The following is a 21,867-nucleotide window of genomic DNA, read 5'->3' as shown; positions in this document are numbered from 1 at the left end:
GCGTTAGAGGGAGTATTTCCAAGGTTGCTCAGGCGATCATGACGTGATGGCAAGACAGGTAGGACCGGGATCGGGTAACTCTGCTCCGCTCACAGCGCTTCGAGCGCGTTGTGGTGATAAGAGCCCGATCAGCGAATTCCATCAGGGACAGAGGCATAGCCTCACTTAAAGTCCGGATGTATGGCTGCAACCTTATCCCGTCTGTGTTTTCACGAATTGAGCGCTTGGCATACTGGGGGCGTCCATGTATGAGCGGGCTTGTTGTGGCGAGCGGGCTTGCCCCGCGTTGGGCTGCGCAGCAGCCCCAAAGCCAGGCACTGCGGTGCGTCAGTTAAAAACCCATCGCCGGTAATGGGGCCGCTTCGCGCCCCAACGCGGGGCAAGCCCGCTCGCCACAGACAAGCCCGCTCGCCACGGAGGGAGATCCGCTGCCCCGTGAGTCAAGCCGCGCCACCTGGGCCATTCGTTTGTTGGGCGATGGGCGCGACCACCAGGTTGTCGACAACCTTCTGCACCCCGGCCGTGCTCGAGGCCGTCAAACGCGCCATGTCGCGTTCGGGAAGCGACCCGACAACACCCGAAAGCGTGACGTCCCCGCCGTCCACGCGCACATCGATACCGTGGGCGTCGATAATCGCTCTGCGGCGAAACGCTGATTCGATATCGGTCTTGATGGTTTGCGCAGAGGCATGGGTCTTGACCACGATATCGTTGCTGATCCCCTTGATCCCCGGCAGATAGCGCACTGCATATCCTGCCGCCTGGCGCTGATGCTCCGAATCGACTTCACCGCTGAGCACCAGCCAGCCATCCGTCACACTGATGTTGACGCGGTGTTCCGCCAGCGAGGTGTTCCCTTGCAACGCTGAAGCGACCGCGGCGACCAGATCGCTGTCGGTACGCACATGGCTGGAAGGCAGAACCACGTCGATGCGGTTGATCAGGTCCACGACGCCAGCCACATGCGCCACAGCCTGTTCGGCGTGCCAGCGCTCGGCATGACTGGTGACATTGCCAGAGAGCGTGACGATACCATCGGACACCTGGACCAGAATCTGATCGGCTTTCAGCGCCAGGTCCCAGTTCAGTTCGTCGATCACCTGCTGCCTCAGCTTTTCATCGCTATTCATAAAAAAGCTCCGGAATGTTTGCAAACGTCTCAAGCCGCCCAAGCGTAGCGCGTTGCCACCCGCCCGAGCAGGTCGGAAAGTACCTATTCCAAGCACTACCCCGACGCCGCACGTACGTGCGCTAAGCGCTCAATTGCCGCTCCACGGCGGGCAGTTCCACACAGTCCCGATACTCAGGTACCGACACCGACCAGCCCAGCTCCTGGCTGATGCGCCGGCGCAGCACATCCGAGGCGTTGGGTTCACCGTGGACGACATAGGTATGTTTCGGCGCGCGCTTGAAGCCGCGCAGCCATTGCATGATTTCATCGGCATCGGCGTGGGCAGAGAGGGTTTGCATGGGCACGACCTCTGCGCGGATCGGCACGTCCTGGCCATGGATACGAACCGACGGCGCGCCGGCGACAATCTGTGCGCCGCGTGTGCCACCGGCCTGGAAACCGGGAACCAACAGGGTGTTGAGCGGGTTGGGCGCCAGCGCCTTGAGGTGGTGCAGCACACGCCCACCGGTGGCCATGCCACTGGCGGCAATGATGATCGCCGGGGTGCGTTGCTGGTCCAGGTCAATCGACTGTTGCACGGAACACACGAAGTGCGTGCCATCGCACATGCCCTGGCACTCTTCCAGCGACAACCGATGCTCCGACCGAAAGCGCTGGTACAAACGCGTGACGTCCGTTGCCATCGGGCTATTGAGGTAGATCGGCAGGTCCGGGATCGCATGCCGTTGTTTCAAGCGATACAAGTGATACATCAGCAGTTGCGCGCGCCCGACGGCAAACGACGGTACCAGGGTGATACCGTGGCGCAGCGCGGTGCGGGTGATCACTTGCGCCAATTGTTCCTCGGGCGGCTCCACGGGGTGTTGACGATCGCCATAGGTCGATTCCACCAGCAGATAGTCGGTTTGCTCGATGGTTTGCGGGGCGAACATCAAGGGATCGTTCGGGCGCCCCAGGTCACCGGAACACACCAGCGTGACGCCATCGGCAACGATTTCGATCGTCGCCGCACCAAGAATATGCCCGGCATCACGCAGCAGGATGCTCAAGCCTGGGGCAATCGCGACGCGGTGCTGCAGTTCGATCGGCCGCAGCAGTTTCAATGCCCGCTCGGCGTCCTGTTCGGTGTAGAGCGGCAAGGCCGGAGTGTGCTTGGAGAACCCGTGGCGGTTGGCGAACTCGGCCTCTTCTTCCTGCAAGCGGCCACTGTCGCGCAGCAGGATTTTGGCCAGTTCACAGGTGGCGGGCGTGGCGTATACGGGACCGCGATAGCCATTGCGTACCAGCAGCGGCAGGTAGCCGCTGTGGTCCAGGTGGGCATGTGTCAGCACGATAGCGTGCAGGTCGCGCGCCGGCAGCTGGAACGCATCCCAGTTGTGCAGGCGCAGTTGCTTGTAGCCCTGGAACAGGCCGCAATCGACCAGGATGTGCAGGTCTCGATGCTCCAGCAGGTATTTGCTGCCGGTGACCGTGCCAGCGGCCCCCAGAAATGTCATGCGCATGCTTGTCTCCTTGATCGTTTAAAAAATGGGCCGTTTCAATCAGACCGGGGCAGCGGCTTGACGATCATCAAACTGCAGGACGTGCGGTTCAGCACGCTTTCGGCGGTGCTGCCCAGCATCCGATCGAGCCGGTCGCGATAGACCGTGCCGAGCACGACCACATCGAAGGCATGCTGGCGGGCGAACTGGCTGATCACTTTGTGGGGCATGCCGCTGAGCACATGTTGGCGTTTTTTTTCGATGCCATGGCGTTCGGCAAGCTCATCAAAGGCTTCCGCCTGGGCGTCGTTGACGGCTTCGCTCAAACTGCTTTCCAGGCTGTGGGTAGGCACGCTCAGGGCCGTATCGCCCACCACCGCCCAGTTGCTGACATTCAACAGATGCAGTTGCGCTTCGCAGGCCCGCGCCCAGGTGGACGCCATTTCGACGACGCGCTCGTTCAGCCCGAAGGTCAGCTCTTCCAGGTGTGACAGATCAACGGCGGCGAGCACTTTCAACGGCTTTGGGCGCTTGGCGTTGGTCACCAGGTGCAGGCAGGCCGGGCAGTCGCGCAGCAACAGCCAATCCAGGGGGCGGTGGAAGGTGCGCTCGAGCGCCGAAACATGTTCCACATCCTTGACCACCAGGTCCGGGTGGAAGTCGTTCACGTAGTCCAGCACCTGCGACAGGCTTGGCTTGGCCCATACCACCTCACTGGTCATCTGCAACCCGGTGCGCCGCAGGAAACGTATCTGCTGTTCCAGCCAGTGACGGTGGACCTGCAGGTAGCCTTCCCTGGCCTGGGCCATCGCGTCATGGTCAAACACGCCAGCCAGCGCCAGCGGCGTGACATAGTCGAACGCCACAATATGCAGCAATGCCCCGCTGGCAGTGGCCAGTGCCTGAGCCCGATCAAAGGCAGGGGTGCGCGTCATCTCGGAGGGTGCGATCAATAAGATACGTTTGAGTTTGAGCATCACATACCTCAATCCGGGCCGGCGTTACCGCCTGACTGCCACTCAACTGCCTGTCGAGCCCCATGCCCCCTTCATCCAGATTGAAAAAGTAGTGGTTGAAGTATCAGACCCGGAAAGGTACGCACTCTGATTTTTGTCAAATAATGGCTGGCTTTCACGTAAACCGTGGATCGACCTGCGGCTCACTCACCCCTTGTTGATATAGCTCAATGATTTCCCGCGGCGCGGGCGTAGAAACCAGTGACTGGCCACTGACGGCCCGTCATGAGCCACTAACTGGACGGAGGACACCATCATGAGCGACTTGAGTTTGCGCAAAGCCATTTTGGAAGAGCTGGAGTTCCAACCACAGATCGATGCAGCCAACATCGGTGTTGCCGTGGAAAAAGGCGTAGTCACGCTGACCGGACATGTCAGCAGTTATGATCAAAAAGTCCGCGCCGAACGCGCGGTCAAAGCCGTCAAAGGCGTGCGCGCCGTCGCCGAGGAGATCCAGGTCCGGCTGAACAAAGGCGCCGGCACTGCGGACGACACCATCGCCGCCCGCGCCCTGAGCATCATCAGTTGGAGCGCCGACGTGCCTCCCAATGCCGTTAAAGTCATCGTTCAACACGGCTGGATCACCCTTGAAGGGGAAGTTGACTGGCAATACCAGAAGGAAACCGTAGAAAAAGCGGTGCGCAAGCTATCCGGCGTACTCGGCGTAGACAATCGGCTGACCCTGAGCCCCCGAGTGGACATCGTCGATATCCGCAAACGCATCGAAGAAGCGCTCAAGCGCAATGCCGAAGTGGACGCCAAGGATATTCACGTCAGGGTCGACGGTGATGTGGTCAGGCTCGACGGCAAGGTGCACCTGTGGCGTGAGCGCAAGCTCGTGGAGCGGGCGGCCTGGTCGGTGCCTGGCGTCAGGCGGGTGGAAGATCACTTGCTGCTTGCATGAGGTGAGGAATGCCCCAGGGTATCAACCGGGGCATTCAACGGTTGTGTCTGCTTTGCGTGCCTTTTTTTGAGTCAAGGTCATGAAAAAGAACCATCAATGGAACCTGTCTTACTTTCTGACCGCGTTTGTCGTGTTCACCGTTGCGCAGTTTCTGTGGATGGAACATCGGGTGGTGCAAAGCATCCCCTACAGTCAGTTTCTGCAATTGTTGAACGAGCAGAAAGTCAGCGACCTGCTGGTCGAGAAAGACCAGATCAGCGGCAAATTGCAAGTACCGATCGACGGCCACAACCTGTTCTCCACCGTGCGGGTCGACCCCGCGCTGGCCGCGAACCTGGCGCAATCGGGGGCGAGCTTTACCGGGGTCAATGACAATACCTTTTTGAACGGCCTGCTGGGCTGGCTGCTGCCTTTTGTCCTGATCATGGTGGTCTGGCACTTCCTGTTTCGTGGCGTCGCGGAAAAACAGGGCCTTGGCGGGCTGATGAACATCGGCAAGTCGAGGGCCAAGGTGTTTGTCCAACGGGACACCGGGGTCACCTTCGCGGATGTCGCCGGCATCGACGAGGCCAAGGCCGAACTGGTGGAAATCGTCTCGTTCCTCAAGGACAAGGACAAGTACGCACGGTTGGGGGCGCATATTCCCAAAGGCACGCTGCTGGTCGGCCCGCCAGGCACCGGCAAGACCCTGGTGGCCAAGGCCATTGCGGGCGAGGCCGGGGTGCCGTTTTTCTCGATCTCGGGTTCGGAGTTCGTCGAAATGTTCGTGGGCGTCGGTGCCGCGCGGGTCCATGACCTGTTCGAACAGGCGCGGGGGGCCGCCCCCTGCATCATTTTCATCGATGAGCTGGATGCCTTGGGCAAGATGCGCGGCGTCGGGGTCCTGGGCGGCAATGACGAAAAAGAGCAGACCCTTAACCAGCTGTTGGCCGAACTGGACGGCTTCGACCCCCGTGAAGGCGTGGTGCTGCTGGCCGCGACCAATCGCCCGGAAGTGCTCGACCCGGCGCTGTTGCGCGCCGGCCGGATCGACCGCCAGGTCCTGATCGATCGACCCGACCGCAAAGGTCGACAGGCGATCCTCAAGGTCCACTTGCAAAAAATCACCGTGGACCCCGCGCTCGACAGCGAACAGATTGCCGACATCACCACCGGTTTCACCGGCGCCGACCTGGCCAACCTGGTCAACGAGGCGGCGATTGTGGCCACCCGCCGTGGCGCCAACACGGTCGGCCTGGAGGATTTCACCGCGGCCGTGGAACGTCTGGTCGCCGGCCTCGAACGCAAGAGCAGCGTGTTACGCCCGGAAGAACGCCAGGTCGTGGCCTACCACGAGATGGGCCATGCCCTGGCGGCGAGTCACCTGCCGGACATGGACCCGGTGCACAAGGTCTCCATCGTGCCGCGGGCCATTGGCTCCCTGGGCTACACCTTGCAACGCCCGACCGAAGACCACTTCCTGATCAGTTGCCAGATGCTCAAGGACCGCATGGTCGTGCTGATGGCCGGGCGTGCCGCCGAGTTTCTGATTTACGGTCAGATCTCCACCGGGGCCGCCGATGACCTGGCCCACGCGACGGATATCGCCCGGCAGTTGGCGACCCGCTTCGGCATGAGTGCCGAACTGGGTCAAGCAGTGCTGGAGCGCCAGAATATGACGTACCTGGGTGAGCGCATGCAGGGCAGCGGCGAGAAGGATTATTCGGAGCAGACCGCCAGGGAAGTCGACCTGTGTATTCGTGCCCTGCTCGATGAAGCCTATGGGCGCGCCAAGGTCCTGCTCCAAGCGCACCGCGCCGACCTGGATGCCGGTGCGCACTTGTTGATGCAAAAGGAAAGCCTGACCCCGGAGGACTTCGCGCCGCTCATGCCGCAGCAGCAACGGGCACCGCTGAGCATCGGTTCCGACGCCCCCCACTGAGGCTTGCCATGCTGGCTGTCACCCTGATCAACATGCTGGTGGTCATCCTGGCCGTGGTCATTCACTACGAATGCCTGTTGCGGCTGAACGACTGGCTGCCGCGGCTCAGGGTCTGGAGCCGCTTCAGGATGGTAATCGGGGTCTTTGGTGCCCTGCTGGCGCACGCGATCGAAGTGTGGTGCTTTGCGCTGGCTTATTACCTGATGACGCGCTATGGCGAATGGGGCCGCCTGTCGGGGCGCTTCGACGGCTCGTTCATGGACTGTGTGTACTTTTCCTTTACCACCTACACCACGATCGGTTTCGGTGACATCACCCCCGTGGGCCATCTCAAGTACTTGACCGGCCTGCAAGCGCTGACCGGTCTGGTGCTGATCACCTGGACAGCTTCGTTTCTGTTTCTCGAAATGCAGAAGTACTGGAAACGCAAGTAGCGGCCCCTCCACTAGGTGGCCGGCGTCCATTGCCAGTTGAGGACTTCGGGCAGGTCTTCGCCATGCTCGATCAGGTGCAACTTGTGTTTCTCCATCATCGACCAATAGCGCGATTGTGCGGCGTGGCGTTGTTCCTGCAGGCGAGGTACACGCTCGACGACGTCCAGCGCCAATCGATAGCGATCCAGGTCGTTGATCACCGCCATGTCGAACGGCGTGGTGGTGGCGCCCTCCTCCTTGAAGCCACGCACATGGAAGTTGTCATGATTGGTGCGTTTGTACAGCAACCGGTGTACCAGCGCCGGGTAGCCGTGGAAGGCAAAGATCACCGGTTTGTCGGGGGTGAACAACTCATCGAACGCGGTATCCGACAGGCCATGGGGGTGCTGGGACGGCGATTGCAATACCATCAGGTCCACCACATTGACGACCCGTACCCGCAGGTCCGGGACGTACTCGCGCAACAAGGTCACGGCGGCCAGGGTTTCCAGGGTCGGCACGTCTCCGGCACAGGCCATGACCACATCCGGGTCCTGATCGTCACGGCAGGCCCAGCCCCAGCGACCGATCCCCGCCAGGCAATGACGCACGGCCGCGTCGATATCCAGCCACTGCCACTCCGGTTGCTTGCCCACCACAATGACATTGATGTAATTGCGGCTGCGCAGGCAGTGATCGGCCACCGACAACAGGCAGTTGGCGTCGGGAGGCAGGTAGATACGCGCCACGTCGGACTTCTTGTTGGCGACCAGGTCGATAAACCCGGGGTCCTGGTGGGAGAAGCCGTTATGGTCCTGGCGCCACACATGGGAGGTCAGCAACAGGTTGAGCGAGGCCACCGGCTTGCGCCAGGGCACGCCGGCGGCGGTTTTCAGCCATTTGGCATGCTGGTTGACCATGGAATCGACGATATGGATAAACGCCTCATAGCACGACAGCAAGCCATGGCGCCCGGTCAGCAGATAGCCCTCAAGCCAGCCTTCACAGACGTGCTCGCTGAGGATCTCCATGACCCGGCCCGAAATCGCCAGGTTCTGGTCGTCGGCCTCCAATGGGTCCATCCACGCCTTGGCGGTGACCTCGTAGACCGCGTCCAGGCGATTGGAGGCGGTTTCATCCGGGCCAAACAAGCGGAAGTTGCCGGCACCCTGGGCGTTTTTCATCACGTCGCGTAGAAAAAATCCCAGGACCCGAGTGGCCTCGGCGCGCCGGCAACCGGGCACTGGCAGTTCGACGGCGTAATCGGCAAAACGTGGCAAGTCGAGCGGGCGCAATAACAGCCCGCCGTTGGCGTGGGGGTTGGCGCTCATGCGGCGGTGTCCGGTGGGCGCCAGGGCCGCGATTTCCGGCAGCAAGGCCCCATCGGCATCAAACAGTTCGTTGGGGCGATAGCTGTTCAGCCACTCCTCCAGTTGCTGCACATGGCCCGGCACCTGGAAGTTGGCCAAGGGGACCTGGTGGGCGCGCCATGTGCCTTCGACCCGGCAGCCATCGACAAATGCCGGCCCGGTCCAGCCTTTGGGCGTGCGTAATACCAACATGGGCCACAGCTGGCGCTCCGGCGCCGCGTTGCGCCGTGGCTGGCGAGCCGCGTGCTGGATCTCGCGGATCTTCAGCAGCAGGGTGTGCAAGGTGCGGGCCAGTGCTTGATGGACCTGCGCCGGTTCATCGCCTTCTACGAAGTAGGCATCGTAGCCATACCCATACAGCAGGGCTGACAGCTCTTCTTCGCTGATCCTGGACAGGACGGTGGGGTTGGCAATCTTGTAGCCGTTGAGGTGCAGGATCGGCAGCACCGCGCCATCACGCGCCGGGTTGATGAATTTATTGGCGTGCCAACTGGCGGCCAGCGGGCCGGTTTCGGCCTCGCCGTCACCGATCACGCAAGCGACGATCAGGTCCGGGTTATCAAACACCGCGCCATAGGCGTGGGCCAGGCAGTAACCCAGTTCACCGCCTTCATGGATCGAGCCTGGGATCTGTGCCGAGACATGGCTGGAAATGCCATAGGGCCAGGAAAACTGTCGAAACAGGCGCAGCAACCCGTTGGTATTGCGCTCCACGGACGGATAGCACTCGGTGTAGGTGCCCTCCAGGTAGGTCTGCGCGACGACCGCCGGCCCGCCATGGCCGGGCCCGGCGACGAACAGCAGGTTGACATCGTACTGGGTGATCAGGCGGTTGAGGTGCGTGTAGAGCAGATTGAGCCCCGGCGTCGTGCCCCAATGCCCCAGCAAGCGCGGCTTGATGTGCGCCTGGGTCAAGGGAACCTGGAGCAAGGGGTTGCTCTTCAGGTAGATCTGCCCCACCGCCAGGTAATTGGACGCGCGCCAATACGCGTCCAGCCCTTCCAGTTCCTCGGCACTCAAGAAATCGCTCATAACCCCCCCTCCGCCCAGGCTCGAAACATGGATTGTCATTCGTCGATTCTGTGGGCCTCGAATGCGCGAGACTTGATGTACGTCAAGTCTTGAAGCCGGGGCTCAAGCTCAATGAACGTGGGAAGCGGGCAGACCGAACAAAGGGTGCAGAAAGTGCCACTTCCTTTCGTCCCTACACTCAGGCTCAGGCCTGGACGGAGTGCATGTATGACAGTCCATCATTTGTTTGTGGTCGACAATCCGACGGCCTTACGTTCCATGCCTCAAGTGCGCCCGCAGCCACTTCGCCCCCTCAAGACGAAGTGCTCCGACTGCGCCCTGTCGGCGCTGTGCCTGCCGATCGGCCTTGGGGGGCACGAGGTGGCGCAACTGGACACGCTGGTCGCGCAACGCTTCAAGGTAAAAAAAGGCGCAGCCCTGTTCCGTACAGGCGATCCGCTGCGCTCGCTGTACGCGGTGCGTATCGGTTCATTCAAGACCGGCATGGTCTCGGTCGACGGCCGTGAACAGGTCACCGGCTTTCACATTGCCGGCGACATGCTCGGCCTGGACGCGATCAGTGCCGACGCGCATGCCTGCACAGCGGTAGCCCTGGAGGACAGTGAGGTCTGCCCCATCCACTATACCCACCTGGAAAACCTCGCCCGCCAGTTGCCTTCGCTGCAGCACAACCTCACCCGGCTGTTGAGCCGTGAAATCGTGCAGGATCACACCCTGCTGATGCTGATTGGCAAGATGAACTCCGATGAGCGCCTGGCGGCGTTCCTGCTGAGCCTGTCGCAACGCTTGAGTGCTCGCGGGTATTCCGCCCGGCACTTCGTGTTGAAGATGCGCCGCGAAGAAATCGGCTCCTACCTGGGCCTGCGCCTGGAAACCATCTGCCGAGGCATTGCGCACCTGCGCGATCAGGGCTTGGCCCATGTCGAGGGGCGAAATGTCACGATCCAGGACCCGGAGGGCCTCAAGCACCTGGTGGCAGGCTGTCATCGCCCCCTCTAACGCTGGAGATGCGTCATGCGTGCCATGGTTCTGCACACCCCCGGCCAGCCGTTGCAACTTGAGCAACGGCCGATCCCGACGCCTGCCGCCGGGCAACTGTTGATCAAGGTGCTGGCCTGTGGCGTGTGCCGTACCGACCTGCACCTGGTGGACGGTGAGTTGCCCCAAGCGCAACTGCCACGGGTGCCAGGCCATGAAATTGTCGGAGAAGTGACCGCCGTGGGCGCTGCTGTTGACGTGGGTTGGATCGGCCGGCGCGTGGGGGTGCCCTGGCTAGGCTGGACGTGTGGCACCTGTGACTTCTGTCGCAGCGGCCGCGAAAACCTTTGCGATCGGGCGCAGTTCACCGGTTGCCAGCTGGACGGCGGTTACGCCGAATACACGCTGGCTGACCCACGCTTTTGCCTGCCGATTCCCGCCGACCTTTCCGATGTTCAAGCCGCGCCGTTGTTGTGTGCCGGGCTGATTGGCTTTCGCGCCTTGCAGATGGCTGCCGACGCCCGCCACCTGGGGCTTTACGGCTTCGGTGCGGCGGCGCACCTGGCGATTCAGGTCGCCCTGGGCCGTGGGCAAACCGTGTACGCGTTCACCCGCCCGGATGACAGCGCCGGCCAGGCGTATGCCCGCTCCCTGGGCGCGGTGTGGGCCGGCCCTTCGGACCAGGCCCCTCCTCACCTGCTGGATGCCAGCCTGATTTTCGCCCCCGTCGGCGCCTTGGTCCCGCTGGCGTTGGCGGCCACCGTGAAAGGCGGCTGTGTGATTTGCGCCGGGATCCACATGAGCGATATTCCGGCCTTTCCCTATCGGTTGCTGTGGGGCGAGCGCAGCGTTCGTTCGGTGGCCAACCTGACGCGGCACGACGGTGCGGCATTTTTCGAAACCTTGCAGCACACGCCCGTGCATTGCGACATCACCCGCTTTGCCCTGGAGGAGGCCAATCAAGCCTTGGCGCATTTGCGTTCGGGGCAGTTCAACGGCGCGATCGTGCTGACGCCATGAACGGCGGCGCGCCGGCCGCCGAACACAGGCCGCGCCGGCTATTTCTTGGTGGCGGTCGTCAGCATGCGGATCGCCCGTTCATTGGCTTCGTCCGCGGTGCGCTGGGCCTGGTTGGCCAACGCCGCCGCCTGATCGGCCTTGAGGTAGGCTTCATCCGCGCGCAGGCGCGCCGTGGCGGCCGTGTTTTCCGCGGCTTCCAGGCGCGCATCCAACGTTTTGGCGGCTTGATGACTGCAGCCGGCGGAGGTTGCCAGCAATACTGCCAGCAGTGAAATGGACAGGTATTTGTTCACGGTGCATCCCTCGTTTCAGGTCATTGATCGATCAGCGGCATTCGTTTCCAGTATCTGGCGCTGGGCCTGTGTCCCTCTGATCTTCGTCAACAAGTGGACAGTCGCCCTACCCGTCGATGCTCGCTGGCGGCTGCCTGATCGCCAGAATGCTGCCCGGTACCGAATACAAAGCGCGTTCGGTGTTGCTGCCCACCAGTCGGTCGAACCCGACCCGGTGAACGGTGCCCATGACCACCACATCCGCCAGGTACTGCTCGACAAACTCCTGGATCACTGGCACCGGTTGGCCCATGACAAAGTGCCGCCGCTCCGGTGGCACCCCATAGCGGTCAGCCAACGACACGAACGCCTGATGCAGGGACTGGCGCAACTCTTCGACGAAGTCCACGCTCCAGCCGCCCATCACCAGCGGCGCGTCACCATTGAACGCGGGCGACAGGTCGTAGGCGTACAACAGGTGCAACGGCGCATCGCATTGCAGGGCCAGGGCGTAGGCGCACTGAATGATGGTGTCATTCAAGCCGCTGATCTGCGTGTCGGGATCGAACGGATCAACCGCTGCCACTACGCGGTGGGGCAAGCCATAGCGGGCCTCGCTCACCAGGTGCAGCGGCGTTGCGCACTCACGCAGCAGTTGGCAGTCAAGGGGGGTGATGAACACGCGTTTGAGCAGGGGTTCGAGCTTCACATCCTTGATCACCAGGTCCGGGTTCAAGTCAGCGACGGTGCGCAGGATGTCGAGCAAGGGGTGGGTGGTGAATACCAGTTCCACCGAGACCTTCAGCGCTGTGCCGCCCAGGCGCTGGATTTCTTCGACCAACCAGTGGCGATAGCGGCTCAGGTAGTCCTGATACACCGACTCGTCCACGCGCGCCTCCCACAAGTGGATAATCGGCGCGGGTTCGATGAACGCCCGCACATCGAGGGTCGCGTTACACGCCTTGGCCAGTGACACCGCCCGGAGCAGCGCCGGGGAGTGATACAGCGTGCGATCAGTGATCAGCAGCAGACGTTGGTACTGGCTCATTTCACACCTCTTCGGGCGCCGGCCACGTTGGCGGCGGGTTCAATGGCTCAACCCCGTGCGGGTTTAATCGCCCACACACTGCAGGGCGCGCGTTGCAGCAGGCTCTCGGCGGTGGTGCCGAGCAGTTTGTCCAACCCCCAGTGCTGCACGGTCCCCATCACGATAATGTCGCTCTGATGCGTGTGGGCGAAGTCGCAGATGTTGAACAGCGGTACGCCTTCGATAAAGTGGCGCCGTTCAACCGGAATGCCCTGGCGCTCGGCCAGGGACGAGAAGGCTTCATGCTGCGCTTCGTTGAGCGCCTCATAGAGCCCGGCCGCCAGGGGAACCGCGCCGAAACCCATGTCCTTGGCGTACACCGCGGCCCAGTCATACACATGCAGCAATTCCAACTGCGCCTCACACTGGGCCGCCAGCTTGACCGCGGCTTCAACGATCTGGTCGTTAAACACCTGGTCCTGTTCCTCACTGCGCAACACGTCGACAATCGCCAGCACCTTGCGTGGCAGCGGATGGCGTGAATCGGTGACCAGGTGCACGGGCACCGGGCAGTCGCGCAGCAGTTGCCAGTCCAGCGGGGTAAAGAACACCCGTTTCAACGCCGGCACTTGCTCGGCATCCTTGATGATCAGGGCCAGCGACATTTCGTTGACGAAGTGCAGGATTTCCTCATAGGGATGCTGCACCCACACCACCTCGCTGGTGACCACCACCCCGTGCTTGCTCATCTGCCCGGCTTGCTCGGCCAGCCAGTGACGGTGTGCGTCCAGGTAGCCTTCGCGGGCCTTGCTGATCTGTTCGGGGGCGAACAGGCCCGCGACCGCCAGGGCCTGCAAATAGTCGAATGCCACGATGTGCAACGGCAGGTGCATCGCGCGCGCCAGTGCGGCGGCACGATCGAACGCCGGTGTGTGCGTCATGGCGGAAGGGGCAATCAACAGTAAACGTTGGGGCTGCAACATGGGGCACCTCGGCGCGCGGTCATTTCACGACGTGACTAGACCTACAGAGTGAGCGTTTCGAGGCGCCATCGATTGATCTTTGTCAGTTTCACGCCGGCTTTTTCGCTGGGCAGGGGCCGATAAAAGTTGATGTTGATCAACCGCAGCCCGGTGCTTTGCCCCTAGCCTGAATCAGGGCCTACGGCATCATTGGCGGTATCGGAGGGGGCAATGAACCACGAAGATCAGCAAGTATTGGTCAGGGCATTGGACGCTGCGACGAACCCGGTATTGATCACCGAGCGCACAGGTTGCATCGTCTGGATCAATAAGGCGTTCTGCCTGCTCAGCGGCTACTCCAAGCCGGAACTGGTGGGGAAAACCCCTCACCTGCTGACCTCCGGCCGGCACACCACCACGTTCTATCGAGAACTGTGGATGACCATCCTCGCCGGCGTGACCTGGCAAGGCGAGATGGTCGAGCGCCGCAAGGATGGCGGCAGTTGTACGGTCAACCAGGTCATTACCCCGGTCCTCGATCCCCACGGGGTGGTGACGCATTTCATCGCCATCCTGCACAACTTCAACGTCATGGACGAAGAGCGTGCCTACATGCAACACCTGGCGTTCCACGACGCCCTCACCGGCCTGCCTAACCGCAACCTGTTCACGAACCTGCTCGATCAAGCGATCAAGCATGCGGCAAAGCAGCGTCGGGCCCTGGCGTTGATGTTCATCGATGTGGACCATTTCAAATCGGTCAATGACACGTTGGGCCATGTCTGCGGCGACAAACTGTTGATTGCCGTGGCCGAACGCCTCGGCCAGACCGTACGCCGGTCTGATGTGGTGTGCCGGCTGAGTGGCGACGAGTTCGCGGTGCTGATCAATGGCATGGACCAGGCCGAACAGGTCGAAGGGTTGGCCGGCAAGCTGATCGCCGCGATCGACCAGCCGTTCATGATCGACAGCCATCGGGTGAGCACCCACATCAGCGTGGGCATCAGCCGCTACCCGGCGGATGGCGCGTGTGTCGAACAGCTGCTGGCGCGGGCGGACGACGCGATGTATCAGGCCAAGAAAGGTGGGGGTAATGCCTGTCGCTTGAGTTGGCTGCAAGGGCCTGTTGAATAGGCGACCGGCTCAGGGCGTGGTGTCGGCGGCACGCTGACTGCGCCCGTCGTACTCGAACCAGAAACTGGCGCCGCCGCTTTCGCAGCGACCCCGCATCAATTCCGTGAGCAGTTGGTCATTGAAATGCTTGTGGTAGGCGCTGCCGAACAGCAGCTTGGTCCGCGGGTTATCGATCAGCAGCGCAAGCAGCAGATACTGTTCGGTCCAATAGATCTGATGATCGATCGCCCAGTGCTGCGGCAGGCCGAACGGCAGGAAGACGTCATGGACATGCACCGTGATTTTGCGCGTGATCCGCGGCAATAAGCGCAGGTAGATGTGCGCACAATCGCTGCCGGTCTTGACCGTATGCGTGGAGTCGATGAACAGGATATCGCCGTCTTCGAGCATCGCATTCAGGGTGTCGGCGGTCACGTCTTGAGCGCGTTGTGTGTGCAGGTCCAGCGCGCCCTCCTGGCCGAGTGCAGTGATGAAGGGACGCGGAAACGGTTCGATACAGCGCAAGCGGCCCATGCCGTTATGACCCAAGGCTTCCAAGGCAATCAGCGAGGAAAAGCCACTGCCGATCTCGACAATGTTCTTCGGGCGTATACGCCGGATATACGCGTAGTAAGACATGGCATCGCTGTACATGAACTGGCCGTTTTCCCAGAAGTACGAACGACAGGTGTGCATATTCCCGGCATGGGCCGGCGTGAAGTCCTGTGAGTAAGGCAACAGTTCGAGCAGTTCAGCCCGCAGGTTTTCCGGCTCGAATATCCCACAGTTCAAATAAGGCGGTGTTGACTCCGTGTACTCGTAGGCGCTCAGCGTCTCGGCGATAGAGGGCGTATTCGAATAGAAATTAACCGGAATCAGGTTAATCCCGAGCGCTTGCAGTCGTTCTCGGTCTTGCTGGTGTCCCCACAGCAGTTTCTGCATCACCGGTAGAGCGGCATTGAATTCCCTATCGGTTACGCGCGTCATCTTGTGTATTTCCTTTTATGAACTACTTTTAGTCGATTACCGCCCTCTCTCCAGGCCATACCTTTGATGACCCCGAACAACGCACGCCATATTAGGGACACGACTTGCCAGCTATGATCAAGGCGTCAGGCGGTTTTTTTTCCAGCCCATGGAGGTACCGTGAGCTGCTGATATCGATGATCAGGCGCGATGTGCTCGGCCGTTACCGGGGCTCGGTACTGGGAGTGCTGTGGTCTTTCCTCAACCCCCTGCTGATGCTGCTGGTGTACACCCTGGTTTTCAGTGTGATGTTCAAGCAGCAGTGGCAAGGCGGCAGCGGATCGCGTACGGAGTTCGCACTGCTGGTGTTTGCAGGGTTGCTGGTCTTCAACATCTTCGCGGAATGCGTGCAGCGCGCGCCCAGTTTGATCCTGCATAACACCAACTACGTCAAGAAAGTGATATTCCCCCTGGAGATACTGCCTTGGATGTCCCTCGGCTCGGTCCTGTTGCACGCGACGGCGAGCCTGCTCATCTGGTTGTTGTTCCATTTCCTGTTGATCGGCACTCCGCCCGTGACCGCGTTGTTGCTGCCGCTGGTGTTGTTGCCGTTGATACTGTTTTCCATGGGTATTTCATGGCTGCTGGCCGGCCTCGGGGTGTACCTGCGAGACGTCGGTCAAGTGGTGAGTGCCTTCACCACCGCCCTGTTGTTCGTGTCGGCGGTGTTCTACCCGGTCAACGTATTGCCTGAAGCGTACCGCTCGCTGTTGTTGCTCAATCCGCTGGCGATGCTCATCGAGCAGGCGCGCGACGTGCTGTTCTGGGGTGTGCCCATTGAACCGCAGTCCTGGGCGATCAGCCTGGTGACATCGTGTGCGGTGGCGTGGGTGGGCTTCCAGTGTTTCCAGTGGATGAGAAATGGATTTGCCGATGTCCTCTGAGGTTGCCGTACAGATAACAGGTTTGGGTAAGTGCTTCCGGATATACGACAAACCCCGAGACCGGCTGAAGCAATTGCTGTTGCCCGGCGGTAAACCGCTTTATCGCCCGTTATGGGCTGTCAAAGACGTCGACCTGACCATCCTCAAGGGGGAGACGATCGGCATCATTGGCCGCAATGGCAGCGGTAAATCCACCCTGTTGCAACTGATCTGCGGGACGCTCGGCGCGACCACCGGATCCGTGGTGTGCCACGGCCGTATTGCTGCGCTGCTTGAGCTGGGCTCCGGGTTCAATCCCGATTTCACGGGGCGTGAGAACGTCTTTCTTAACGGGGCGATATTGGGGCTCAGCCGCGCCGAGGTCGAAAAACGTTTCGACGAAATCACCCACTTCGCCGCCATTGGCGACTTTATCGACCAGCCGACCCGGACGTACTCCAGCGGGATGCTCATGCGCCTGGCGTTCGCGGTCTCCGTATGGGTGGACCCCGATATCCTGATCGTCGACGAAGCCCTCGCCGTTGGCGACGCTTCCTTTCAGTTCAAGTGCTTGCAGCGCCTTGAAGTGCTGGCCGAGCGCGGCACGACATTACTGTTCGTTTCCCACGACATGAGCATGGTCAAGCGCTTCTGCAAGCGGGCGCTCTACCTTCGTGGCGGCGAAGTCCGCGCCAGCGGGCGGCCCGAGGACGTTGCCGAGCGCTACCTGCTGGATATGCGTGATGAGCAGCGCCGCGGCGCCAGCGAGAATACCGTGGCCGTCGTGCCCAAGGTGCATTTGAGCAAGGCGGACGGCATCGCATTCGGCACCGACGAAGGCGGCATTCTGAGCGCCTGCTTCACCAACACCGGCAGCCTGCACTCCACCTTTGTGCATGATGAAGTGATTGAGTTGAGGGTCGAGGCTCGGGTGCGGGAGTCGATCACGCTGCCCAGCCTGAGTATCACCATCCAGGAACCGCGCTTGCTGGTGATTGGCGGTGCCAACCTGGCCCTTGTGCTCGAGCAACCCTGTGACGGTTGGTGCAAGGCCCACCTCACGGCCAGGTTCCGCTCGCGCTTTGCCGCCGGCAAGTACCACATCACGTTGAAACTCATGAATGGCCATACCGAGGAAAGCGCTCACTTGATCGAGAAACAGGTCGCGCTCCTGACCTTCGACACCCTGACGCTCGACAGCGATTTTCTCGGCATCGTCGACCTCGGTATCGAGGCGATAGCCCCTACAGAGCCCACAGCCCAGTGAACAAGGACACCACTCGCGTGCATAACGATAAAGACAACGTCTGGCAGATAGCGATTCACGGCACATTTGACGTGGAGAACTACGGCGACCTGTTGTTCCCGATCATTGCCGAGGCGGAGCTGGCCCGGCGCCTGGGCGCGGTGAATATGCACCGGTTTTCCTATCACCGGAAGTCCGCACGCAAATGGCCCTATGCCGTGACCTCGTTGACCGAACTGCCTGCGCTTGCCCACCAGATGGATGCGACGCTGATCGGCGGTGGCTTTATCATCCGATTCGACAAGTGTGTCGCCGACGGTTACCTGCCGCCCGATCCGTCTATCCATCACCCCACCGGGTATTGGCTGGTACCCGCGCTGATGGCGTTGCAAAACGGCGTGCCACTGATCTGGAATGCCCCCGGCATGCACTGCAATGAAATCCCCGAATGGGGCCGGCCGCTGTTGGCGCTTGCTGTCGAGCACAGCCCCCATGTCAGGGTACGGGATGCTTTGACACAAAAGGCCCTGCAAACATTGAGCGCGCATGCCGATATCAAGGTACTGCCCGACACGGCCTTCGGTCTGGCCCAGGTACTGGATGTACACACCCCGTCGGCTGAATTGCGCGATATTTTCAGGCGCTACGACCTGGCAGGCCCCTACGTGGTCGTACACGCCACCCAAGGCTTGCAGAGCTTTCTCGCGCTTTGGCGCAGCAACAGTGATGTGCTGGCCGGGGTGAAATTACTGGTCCTGCCCATTGGACCGGTCCTGGGCGATCACCCGTCAGCCCTCGGGGCACCGCTGGACCGCGCAGTCACCCTACCGTTCTGGCCGTCGCCGTTGCTGCTGGCCGAACTGATTGCGCACTCGGCAGGCGTGGTGGGCCACAGTTACCACCTGGCAATCAGCGCAATCGCTTTCGGCCTGCCGGTCTTCTGCTCAGCGGACCTGGAAGTCGGCAAATTCACGGCCTTGCCTGCCTACGGGCGGGTCTTCCAGCTGCGTCATGACCAGACGTTGGACCCGCAGTGGCTGGTCGATCAACTTGGCAGGCGGCCCCTCTCCGCTGCCACTTGCCAAGCCGTCGAGCAGTTGCGTGAACACTGGGACCAGGTGGCGCGGCTCATCGTTTCCCGACGGGCGGCCGCCCCGGAAGTCATCAACCGCCTCTGGCAATTCCTGCCAGCACTGCTCGAAAACATGCAAGGGCCACAGCAGGCGGCGGTGGAAACCCCGCGCCCGTTGGCGCAGGCCACGCAGCCCGATTGGCGCAGCGCCTACCACCGCTTTAAACGACTGATTTCAAGGAGCACGTCATGATCAACCTGGAGAAGATCGCCCGTCATCACCTGCAACACCAACCGTTCCGTTGGGCCCAGGTCGACGGTTTATACAGCCCGCAGGACGCCGCGGCACTGGCCGAGACCTACCCCTGCGATCATTTCAAAGTGGTCAAGGGCTACGGCGGAGAAAAGGACTACGAGTACGAAGCCAGGCAATTGATCGCCATGACCACCGGCCAAGTGGTCAACCCTCAGGCCCTCAGCCCGCATTGGATGGCACTGGCGCAGGATCTGCGCTCACCGGCCTACCGCCAGGCATTGAGCGCATTGACGGGGCTGGACCTCAGTGTCGCGCCCATGGAAGTCAACCTGTTCCATTACGGTCCCGGCGCCAACCTTGGCCCGCATCCGGACCTGGCAGACAAGGTCGTCACCCATATCCTCTATTTCAATGACAGCTGGAACCCGGCGCGCGGCGGTTGCCTGCAAATTCTCGGTTCCAGGGACCCCGACAGCGTCTTCGAGCAGATTCCTCCCGTGGTCGGCAACTCGGCCGTGCTGGTGCGTAGCGACACCTCCTGGCATGCCGTGTCACGGGTGGTCGACGACAGCCCGGTTTCCCGGCGCAGTATTACCGTAACGTTCTATCGCCCGGGCTCGACCAGTTCCATGTGGCCAGAGGGGGACGACACCCCGCTGCATGACTACTCGCCCCATCGCCAAGGCGTTACGCATGGCGGAGCGGGTTGGTATGCGTAAGGTGGCGACAGCGCTGATGATGCGTCTGCTCACGTGGTTGCGTGGGTTGCCGTTGCCCCCTTGGCTGCGCAGGCGCCTGAGCGTGATCTACCGTGGCGCCTGGTTCCGGCCGGTGCGTCGGTTAAGCCAGTGGCCGCAGGTGCGCGAAACACCCCCGGTCAAGCAGTTGCAACTGCTCGCCGACACCCAGTACCCGGACTACATCATCTGGGGGGTGATCGACTGGAGCTTCCGCCATCAGCGGCCGCAACAACTCGCCCAGGTACTGAGTGCCAGTGGGCGGCGGGTGTTTTATGTCTCCAGCACGCTCAAGGCCTCGAATCAGCCGGGTTTCTCCATCTATCCGCTCAATGAGAGGGGGAACCTGTTCGAAGTCCAATTGCACCTGAGCGACCCGCCTTCCATTTACTCCACGGTCCCCTCATCGATCCAGGTGGCGCAGCTGCGCTATGGGTTGGGCGAACTCTTGCTGTGTACCCGGCCCCGCGCGGTGGTCGGGATCGTGCACCACCCTTTCTGGCTGGACGTGGCCAAGGCCGCGCCGAATAGCCGCATGGTCTATGACTGCATCGATCATCACCAAGGTTTCAGCAACACCGATGCCGGCATTCTGAAGCTTGAGCAGCAGTTGGTGCTGGAGGCCCAGGCAACCGTGTTCACTTCCGACCGGCTCGCCCAGCAATGGGGGCAGACGCCCTCCGCGCAGCGCACGGTGATTCGAAACGCGGCGGACTTCGGTTTTTTTTCAAGGCGCCCCGTCTCGCTGTTCAACGACCCGCAAGGGCGCAAGATCATCGGCTATTACGGCGCGATTGCCGAATGGTTCGATACCGAACTGGTTTCAGCCATTGCCGATGCCTTTGCGCACCACCTGGTGCTCCTGGTCGGTGAGGACACCACCAACGCCCGGCATAAGCTGCGCCACCATCCCAATGTGCAATTCACCGGCGAGGTCAGCTACAGCACCCTCCCCAGCTACTTGTATGCGATGGACGTGTGCCTCCTGCCGTTCCAGGTCATACCGTTGACCCTGGCGACCAACCCGGTGAAAGTCTACGAATACCTCAGCGCCGGCAAGCCGGTGGTGGCCATCGATTTGCCAGAAACCCACCAGTTTGGCGCGCTGATACGTCGGGCCCAAAACCCGGCTGAATTTATCGACGGTATTGCCCACGCGCTGGCCGAACCACCTGACGAACACCGTGCGGCGCGCCAGGCGTTCGCCGCCGCCCAATCCTGGGAACAGCGCCGTGACGCCTTGCTCAGCGTCACCGAACCCCAGCACGTGCCGCGTGAGATCAGTGTGATTGTGGTGACCTACAACAATCTGGCCCTGACCCAGGCATGCCTGGCCAGCTTGACCGCCAATGCCCAGGCCGCCGCGCTGGAAATCATTGTGGTCGACAACGGCTCCAGTGATGGCACACCGGCGTTTCTCGATCAGTGGGCCAAGGCCAATGGACAGGTCGTCATCCTCAATGCCGACAACCGTGGTTTTGCCGCCGCCAACAATCAGGGGCTGGCAGTGGCTACCGGGGACTACTTCGTACTGCTCAACAACGATACCCAGGTGACCCCAGGCTGGGCAGACACCCTGCGCAGGCATCTGGACCGCAACCCCGGTATCGGCCTGGTCGGCCCCGTCACCAACAATATCGGCAACCAGGCCAAGATCGATCTCACGTACTCACTGGCAGACATGCCTGATCGGGCCTGCGGGTATACCTACAGGCACCTGGGAGAGTGGTTCGTACTGCCGACCCTGGCTTTTTTCTGTGTGATGTTGCGACGCAGCACCTATGCTCAAGTGGGACCGCTGGACGAAGCGTTCGGCTGTGGCTTCTTCGAAGACGACGACTACTGCCGGCGCGTCGAGCAAGCGGGTTTTTTCAATGCCTGTGCTCGGGATGTGTTTATCCACCATCACCTGTCGGCGAGCTTCAACCTTATGGATATTGACCAACGCCAGGCCCTGTTTGATCGGAACAAAGCGATCTACGAGAAAAAATGGGGCACCTGGATACCCCACCGTTATGGATAACGA

The 21,867-nt window shown here is 61.4% G+C and carries 19 protein-coding genes; 11 read left to right on the top strand and 8 right to left on the bottom strand.

Annotated features, from left to right (window positions below; all coding sequences use genetic code 11):
* Window positions 1-440: 440 nt before the first annotated feature.
* The 3 genes from QU606_RS18900 to QU606_RS18890 all read right to left on the bottom strand — a co-directional run bounded on the left by QU606_RS18900 (window position 441) and on the right by QU606_RS18890 (window position 3,590).
* Window positions 441-1,130, bottom strand: a complete 690-nt coding sequence (locus QU606_RS18900) for a BON domain-containing protein (RefSeq protein ID WP_150055759.1) — start codon at window positions 1,128-1,130, stop codon at window positions 441-443.
* A gap of 121 nt (window positions 1,131-1,251) precedes the next feature.
* Window positions 1,252-2,634 carry an MBL fold metallo-hydrolase RNA specificity domain-containing protein gene (locus tag QU606_RS18895; RefSeq protein WP_069076084.1) on the bottom strand — a complete coding sequence of 461 codons (1,383 nt, stop codon included), beginning with the start codon at window positions 2,632-2,634 and terminating at the stop codon, window positions 1,252-1,254.
* A gap of 35 nt (window positions 2,635-2,669) precedes the next feature.
* Window positions 2,670-3,590 (bottom strand): universal stress protein, encoded by a 921-nt coding sequence (locus QU606_RS18890; protein WP_024075511.1) that lies wholly within the window; start codon window positions 3,588-3,590, stop codon window positions 2,670-2,672.
* 295 nt (window positions 3,591-3,885) lie between these two features.
* On the opposite strand from QU606_RS18890, the gene QU606_RS18885 reads away from it, so the two are divergent.
* From QU606_RS18885 to QU606_RS18875, 3 genes are all read left to right on the top strand, one after another.
* Window positions 3,886-4,533, top strand: coding sequence for a BON domain-containing protein (locus tag QU606_RS18885; protein ID WP_024075512.1), 648 nt, complete (start codon window positions 3,886-3,888; stop codon window positions 4,531-4,533).
* A 79-nt stretch (window positions 4,534-4,612) separates the two neighbouring features.
* Complete coding sequence (ftsH, locus tag QU606_RS18880; protein WP_193689314.1) at window positions 4,613-6,454, top strand: ATP-dependent zinc metalloprotease FtsH; 1,842 nt, start codon at window positions 4,613-4,615, stop codon at window positions 6,452-6,454.
* An 8-nt stretch (window positions 6,455-6,462) separates the two neighbouring features.
* Entirely contained in the window at window positions 6,463-6,888 is a 426-nt protein-coding gene (locus tag QU606_RS18875; RefSeq protein ID WP_024075514.1) for a potassium channel family protein, read from the top strand.
* A gap of 11 nt (window positions 6,889-6,899) precedes the next feature.
* On the opposite strand, the gene QU606_RS18870 is transcribed toward QU606_RS18875, so the two are convergent.
* Complete coding sequence (locus QU606_RS18870; RefSeq protein WP_069076081.1) at window positions 6,900-9,269, bottom strand: phosphoketolase; 2,370 nt, start codon at window positions 9,267-9,269, stop codon at window positions 6,900-6,902.
* A 258-nt stretch (window positions 9,270-9,527) separates the two neighbouring features.
* Here QU606_RS18870 and fnr point away from each other — a divergent pair, with 258 nt between their 5' ends.
* The gene (fnr, locus tag QU606_RS18865) at window positions 9,528-10,268 is read left to right on the top strand and encodes a fumarate/nitrate reduction transcriptional regulator Fnr (protein ID WP_041161215.1); all 741 of its coding nucleotides are present in this window, start codon (window positions 9,528-9,530) and stop codon (window positions 10,266-10,268) included.
* Between the two features lie 15 nt (window positions 10,269-10,283).
* Window positions 10,284-11,267 carry a zinc-dependent alcohol dehydrogenase family protein gene (locus tag QU606_RS18860; protein ID WP_069076080.1) on the top strand — a complete coding sequence of 328 codons (984 nt, stop codon included), beginning with the start codon at window positions 10,284-10,286 and terminating at the stop codon, window positions 11,265-11,267.
* A 38-nt stretch (window positions 11,268-11,305) separates the two neighbouring features.
* Here the strand turns inward: QU606_RS18860 and QU606_RS18855 are convergent, their stop codons facing one another.
* The 3 genes from QU606_RS18855 to QU606_RS18845 form a co-directional block, all read right to left on the bottom strand.
* On the bottom strand, window positions 11,306-11,560 hold the full coding sequence (locus QU606_RS18855; RefSeq protein ID WP_304997328.1) for an Lpp/OprI family alanine-zipper lipoprotein: 255 nt from the start codon (window positions 11,558-11,560) through the stop codon (window positions 11,306-11,308).
* Window positions 11,561-11,666: 106 nt separating this feature from the next.
* Window positions 11,667-12,587 (bottom strand): universal stress protein, encoded by a 921-nt coding sequence (locus QU606_RS18850; protein ID WP_304997327.1) that lies wholly within the window; start codon window positions 12,585-12,587, stop codon window positions 11,667-11,669.
* 47 nt (window positions 12,588-12,634) lie between these two features.
* Window positions 12,635-13,549: a universal stress protein gene (locus tag QU606_RS18845; RefSeq protein ID WP_024075520.1), complete on the bottom strand. Its 915-nt coding sequence runs from the start codon at window positions 13,547-13,549 to the stop codon at window positions 12,635-12,637.
* 210 nt (window positions 13,550-13,759) lie between these two features.
* Between QU606_RS18845 and QU606_RS18840 the strand changes: the two genes are divergently transcribed.
* On the top strand, window positions 13,760-14,662 hold the full coding sequence (locus tag QU606_RS18840; RefSeq protein WP_024075521.1) for a GGDEF domain-containing protein: 903 nt from the start codon (window positions 13,760-13,762) through the stop codon (window positions 14,660-14,662).
* Between the two features lie 9 nt (window positions 14,663-14,671).
* On the opposite strand, the gene QU606_RS18835 is transcribed toward QU606_RS18840, so the two are convergent.
* Window positions 14,672-15,628 (bottom strand): class I SAM-dependent methyltransferase, encoded by a 957-nt coding sequence (locus QU606_RS18835; protein WP_024075522.1) that lies wholly within the window; start codon window positions 15,626-15,628, stop codon window positions 14,672-14,674.
* A 176-nt stretch (window positions 15,629-15,804) separates the two neighbouring features.
* On the opposite strand from QU606_RS18835, the gene QU606_RS18830 reads away from it, so the two are divergent.
* The 5 genes from QU606_RS18830 to QU606_RS18810 are packed head-to-tail and all read left to right on the top strand — an operon-like array spanning window position 15,805 to window position 21,864.
* Window positions 15,805-16,551 (top strand): ABC transporter permease, encoded by a 747-nt coding sequence (locus QU606_RS18830; RefSeq protein ID WP_102623331.1) that lies wholly within the window; start codon window positions 15,805-15,807, stop codon window positions 16,549-16,551.
* A complete protein-coding gene (locus tag QU606_RS18825) occupies window positions 16,541-17,797 on the top strand; it encodes an ABC transporter ATP-binding protein (protein WP_069076075.1) in 1,257 nt (418 codons plus the stop codon). Before QU606_RS18830 ends, QU606_RS18825 begins: the two co-directional genes overlap by 11 nt.
* A gap of 17 nt (window positions 17,798-17,814) precedes the next feature.
* On the top strand, window positions 17,815-19,101 hold the full coding sequence (locus QU606_RS18820; protein ID WP_081329283.1) for a polysaccharide pyruvyl transferase family protein: 1,287 nt from the start codon (window positions 17,815-17,817) through the stop codon (window positions 19,099-19,101).
* Window positions 19,098-19,823 carry a 2OG-Fe(II) oxygenase gene (locus tag QU606_RS18815; protein WP_304997326.1) on the top strand — a complete coding sequence of 242 codons (726 nt, stop codon included), beginning with the start codon at window positions 19,098-19,100 and terminating at the stop codon, window positions 19,821-19,823. The genes QU606_RS18820 and QU606_RS18815 overlap by 4 nt, the downstream gene beginning before the upstream one ends.
* On the top strand, window positions 19,765-21,864 hold the full coding sequence (locus QU606_RS18810; RefSeq protein WP_304997325.1) for a glycosyltransferase: 2,100 nt from the start codon (window positions 19,765-19,767) through the stop codon (window positions 21,862-21,864). The genes QU606_RS18815 and QU606_RS18810 overlap by 59 nt, the downstream gene beginning before the upstream one ends.
* Window positions 21,865-21,867 lie beyond the last annotated feature (3 nt).

The organism is Pseudomonas sp. OVF7, assembly GCF_030644265.1.
Taxonomy (GTDB): domain Bacteria; phylum Pseudomonadota; class Gammaproteobacteria; order Pseudomonadales; family Pseudomonadaceae; genus Aquipseudomonas; species Aquipseudomonas gorinensis.
The sequence above is the reverse complement of the archived record's forward strand: the minus strand, read 5'-3'. Positions and strand labels throughout refer to the sequence as shown.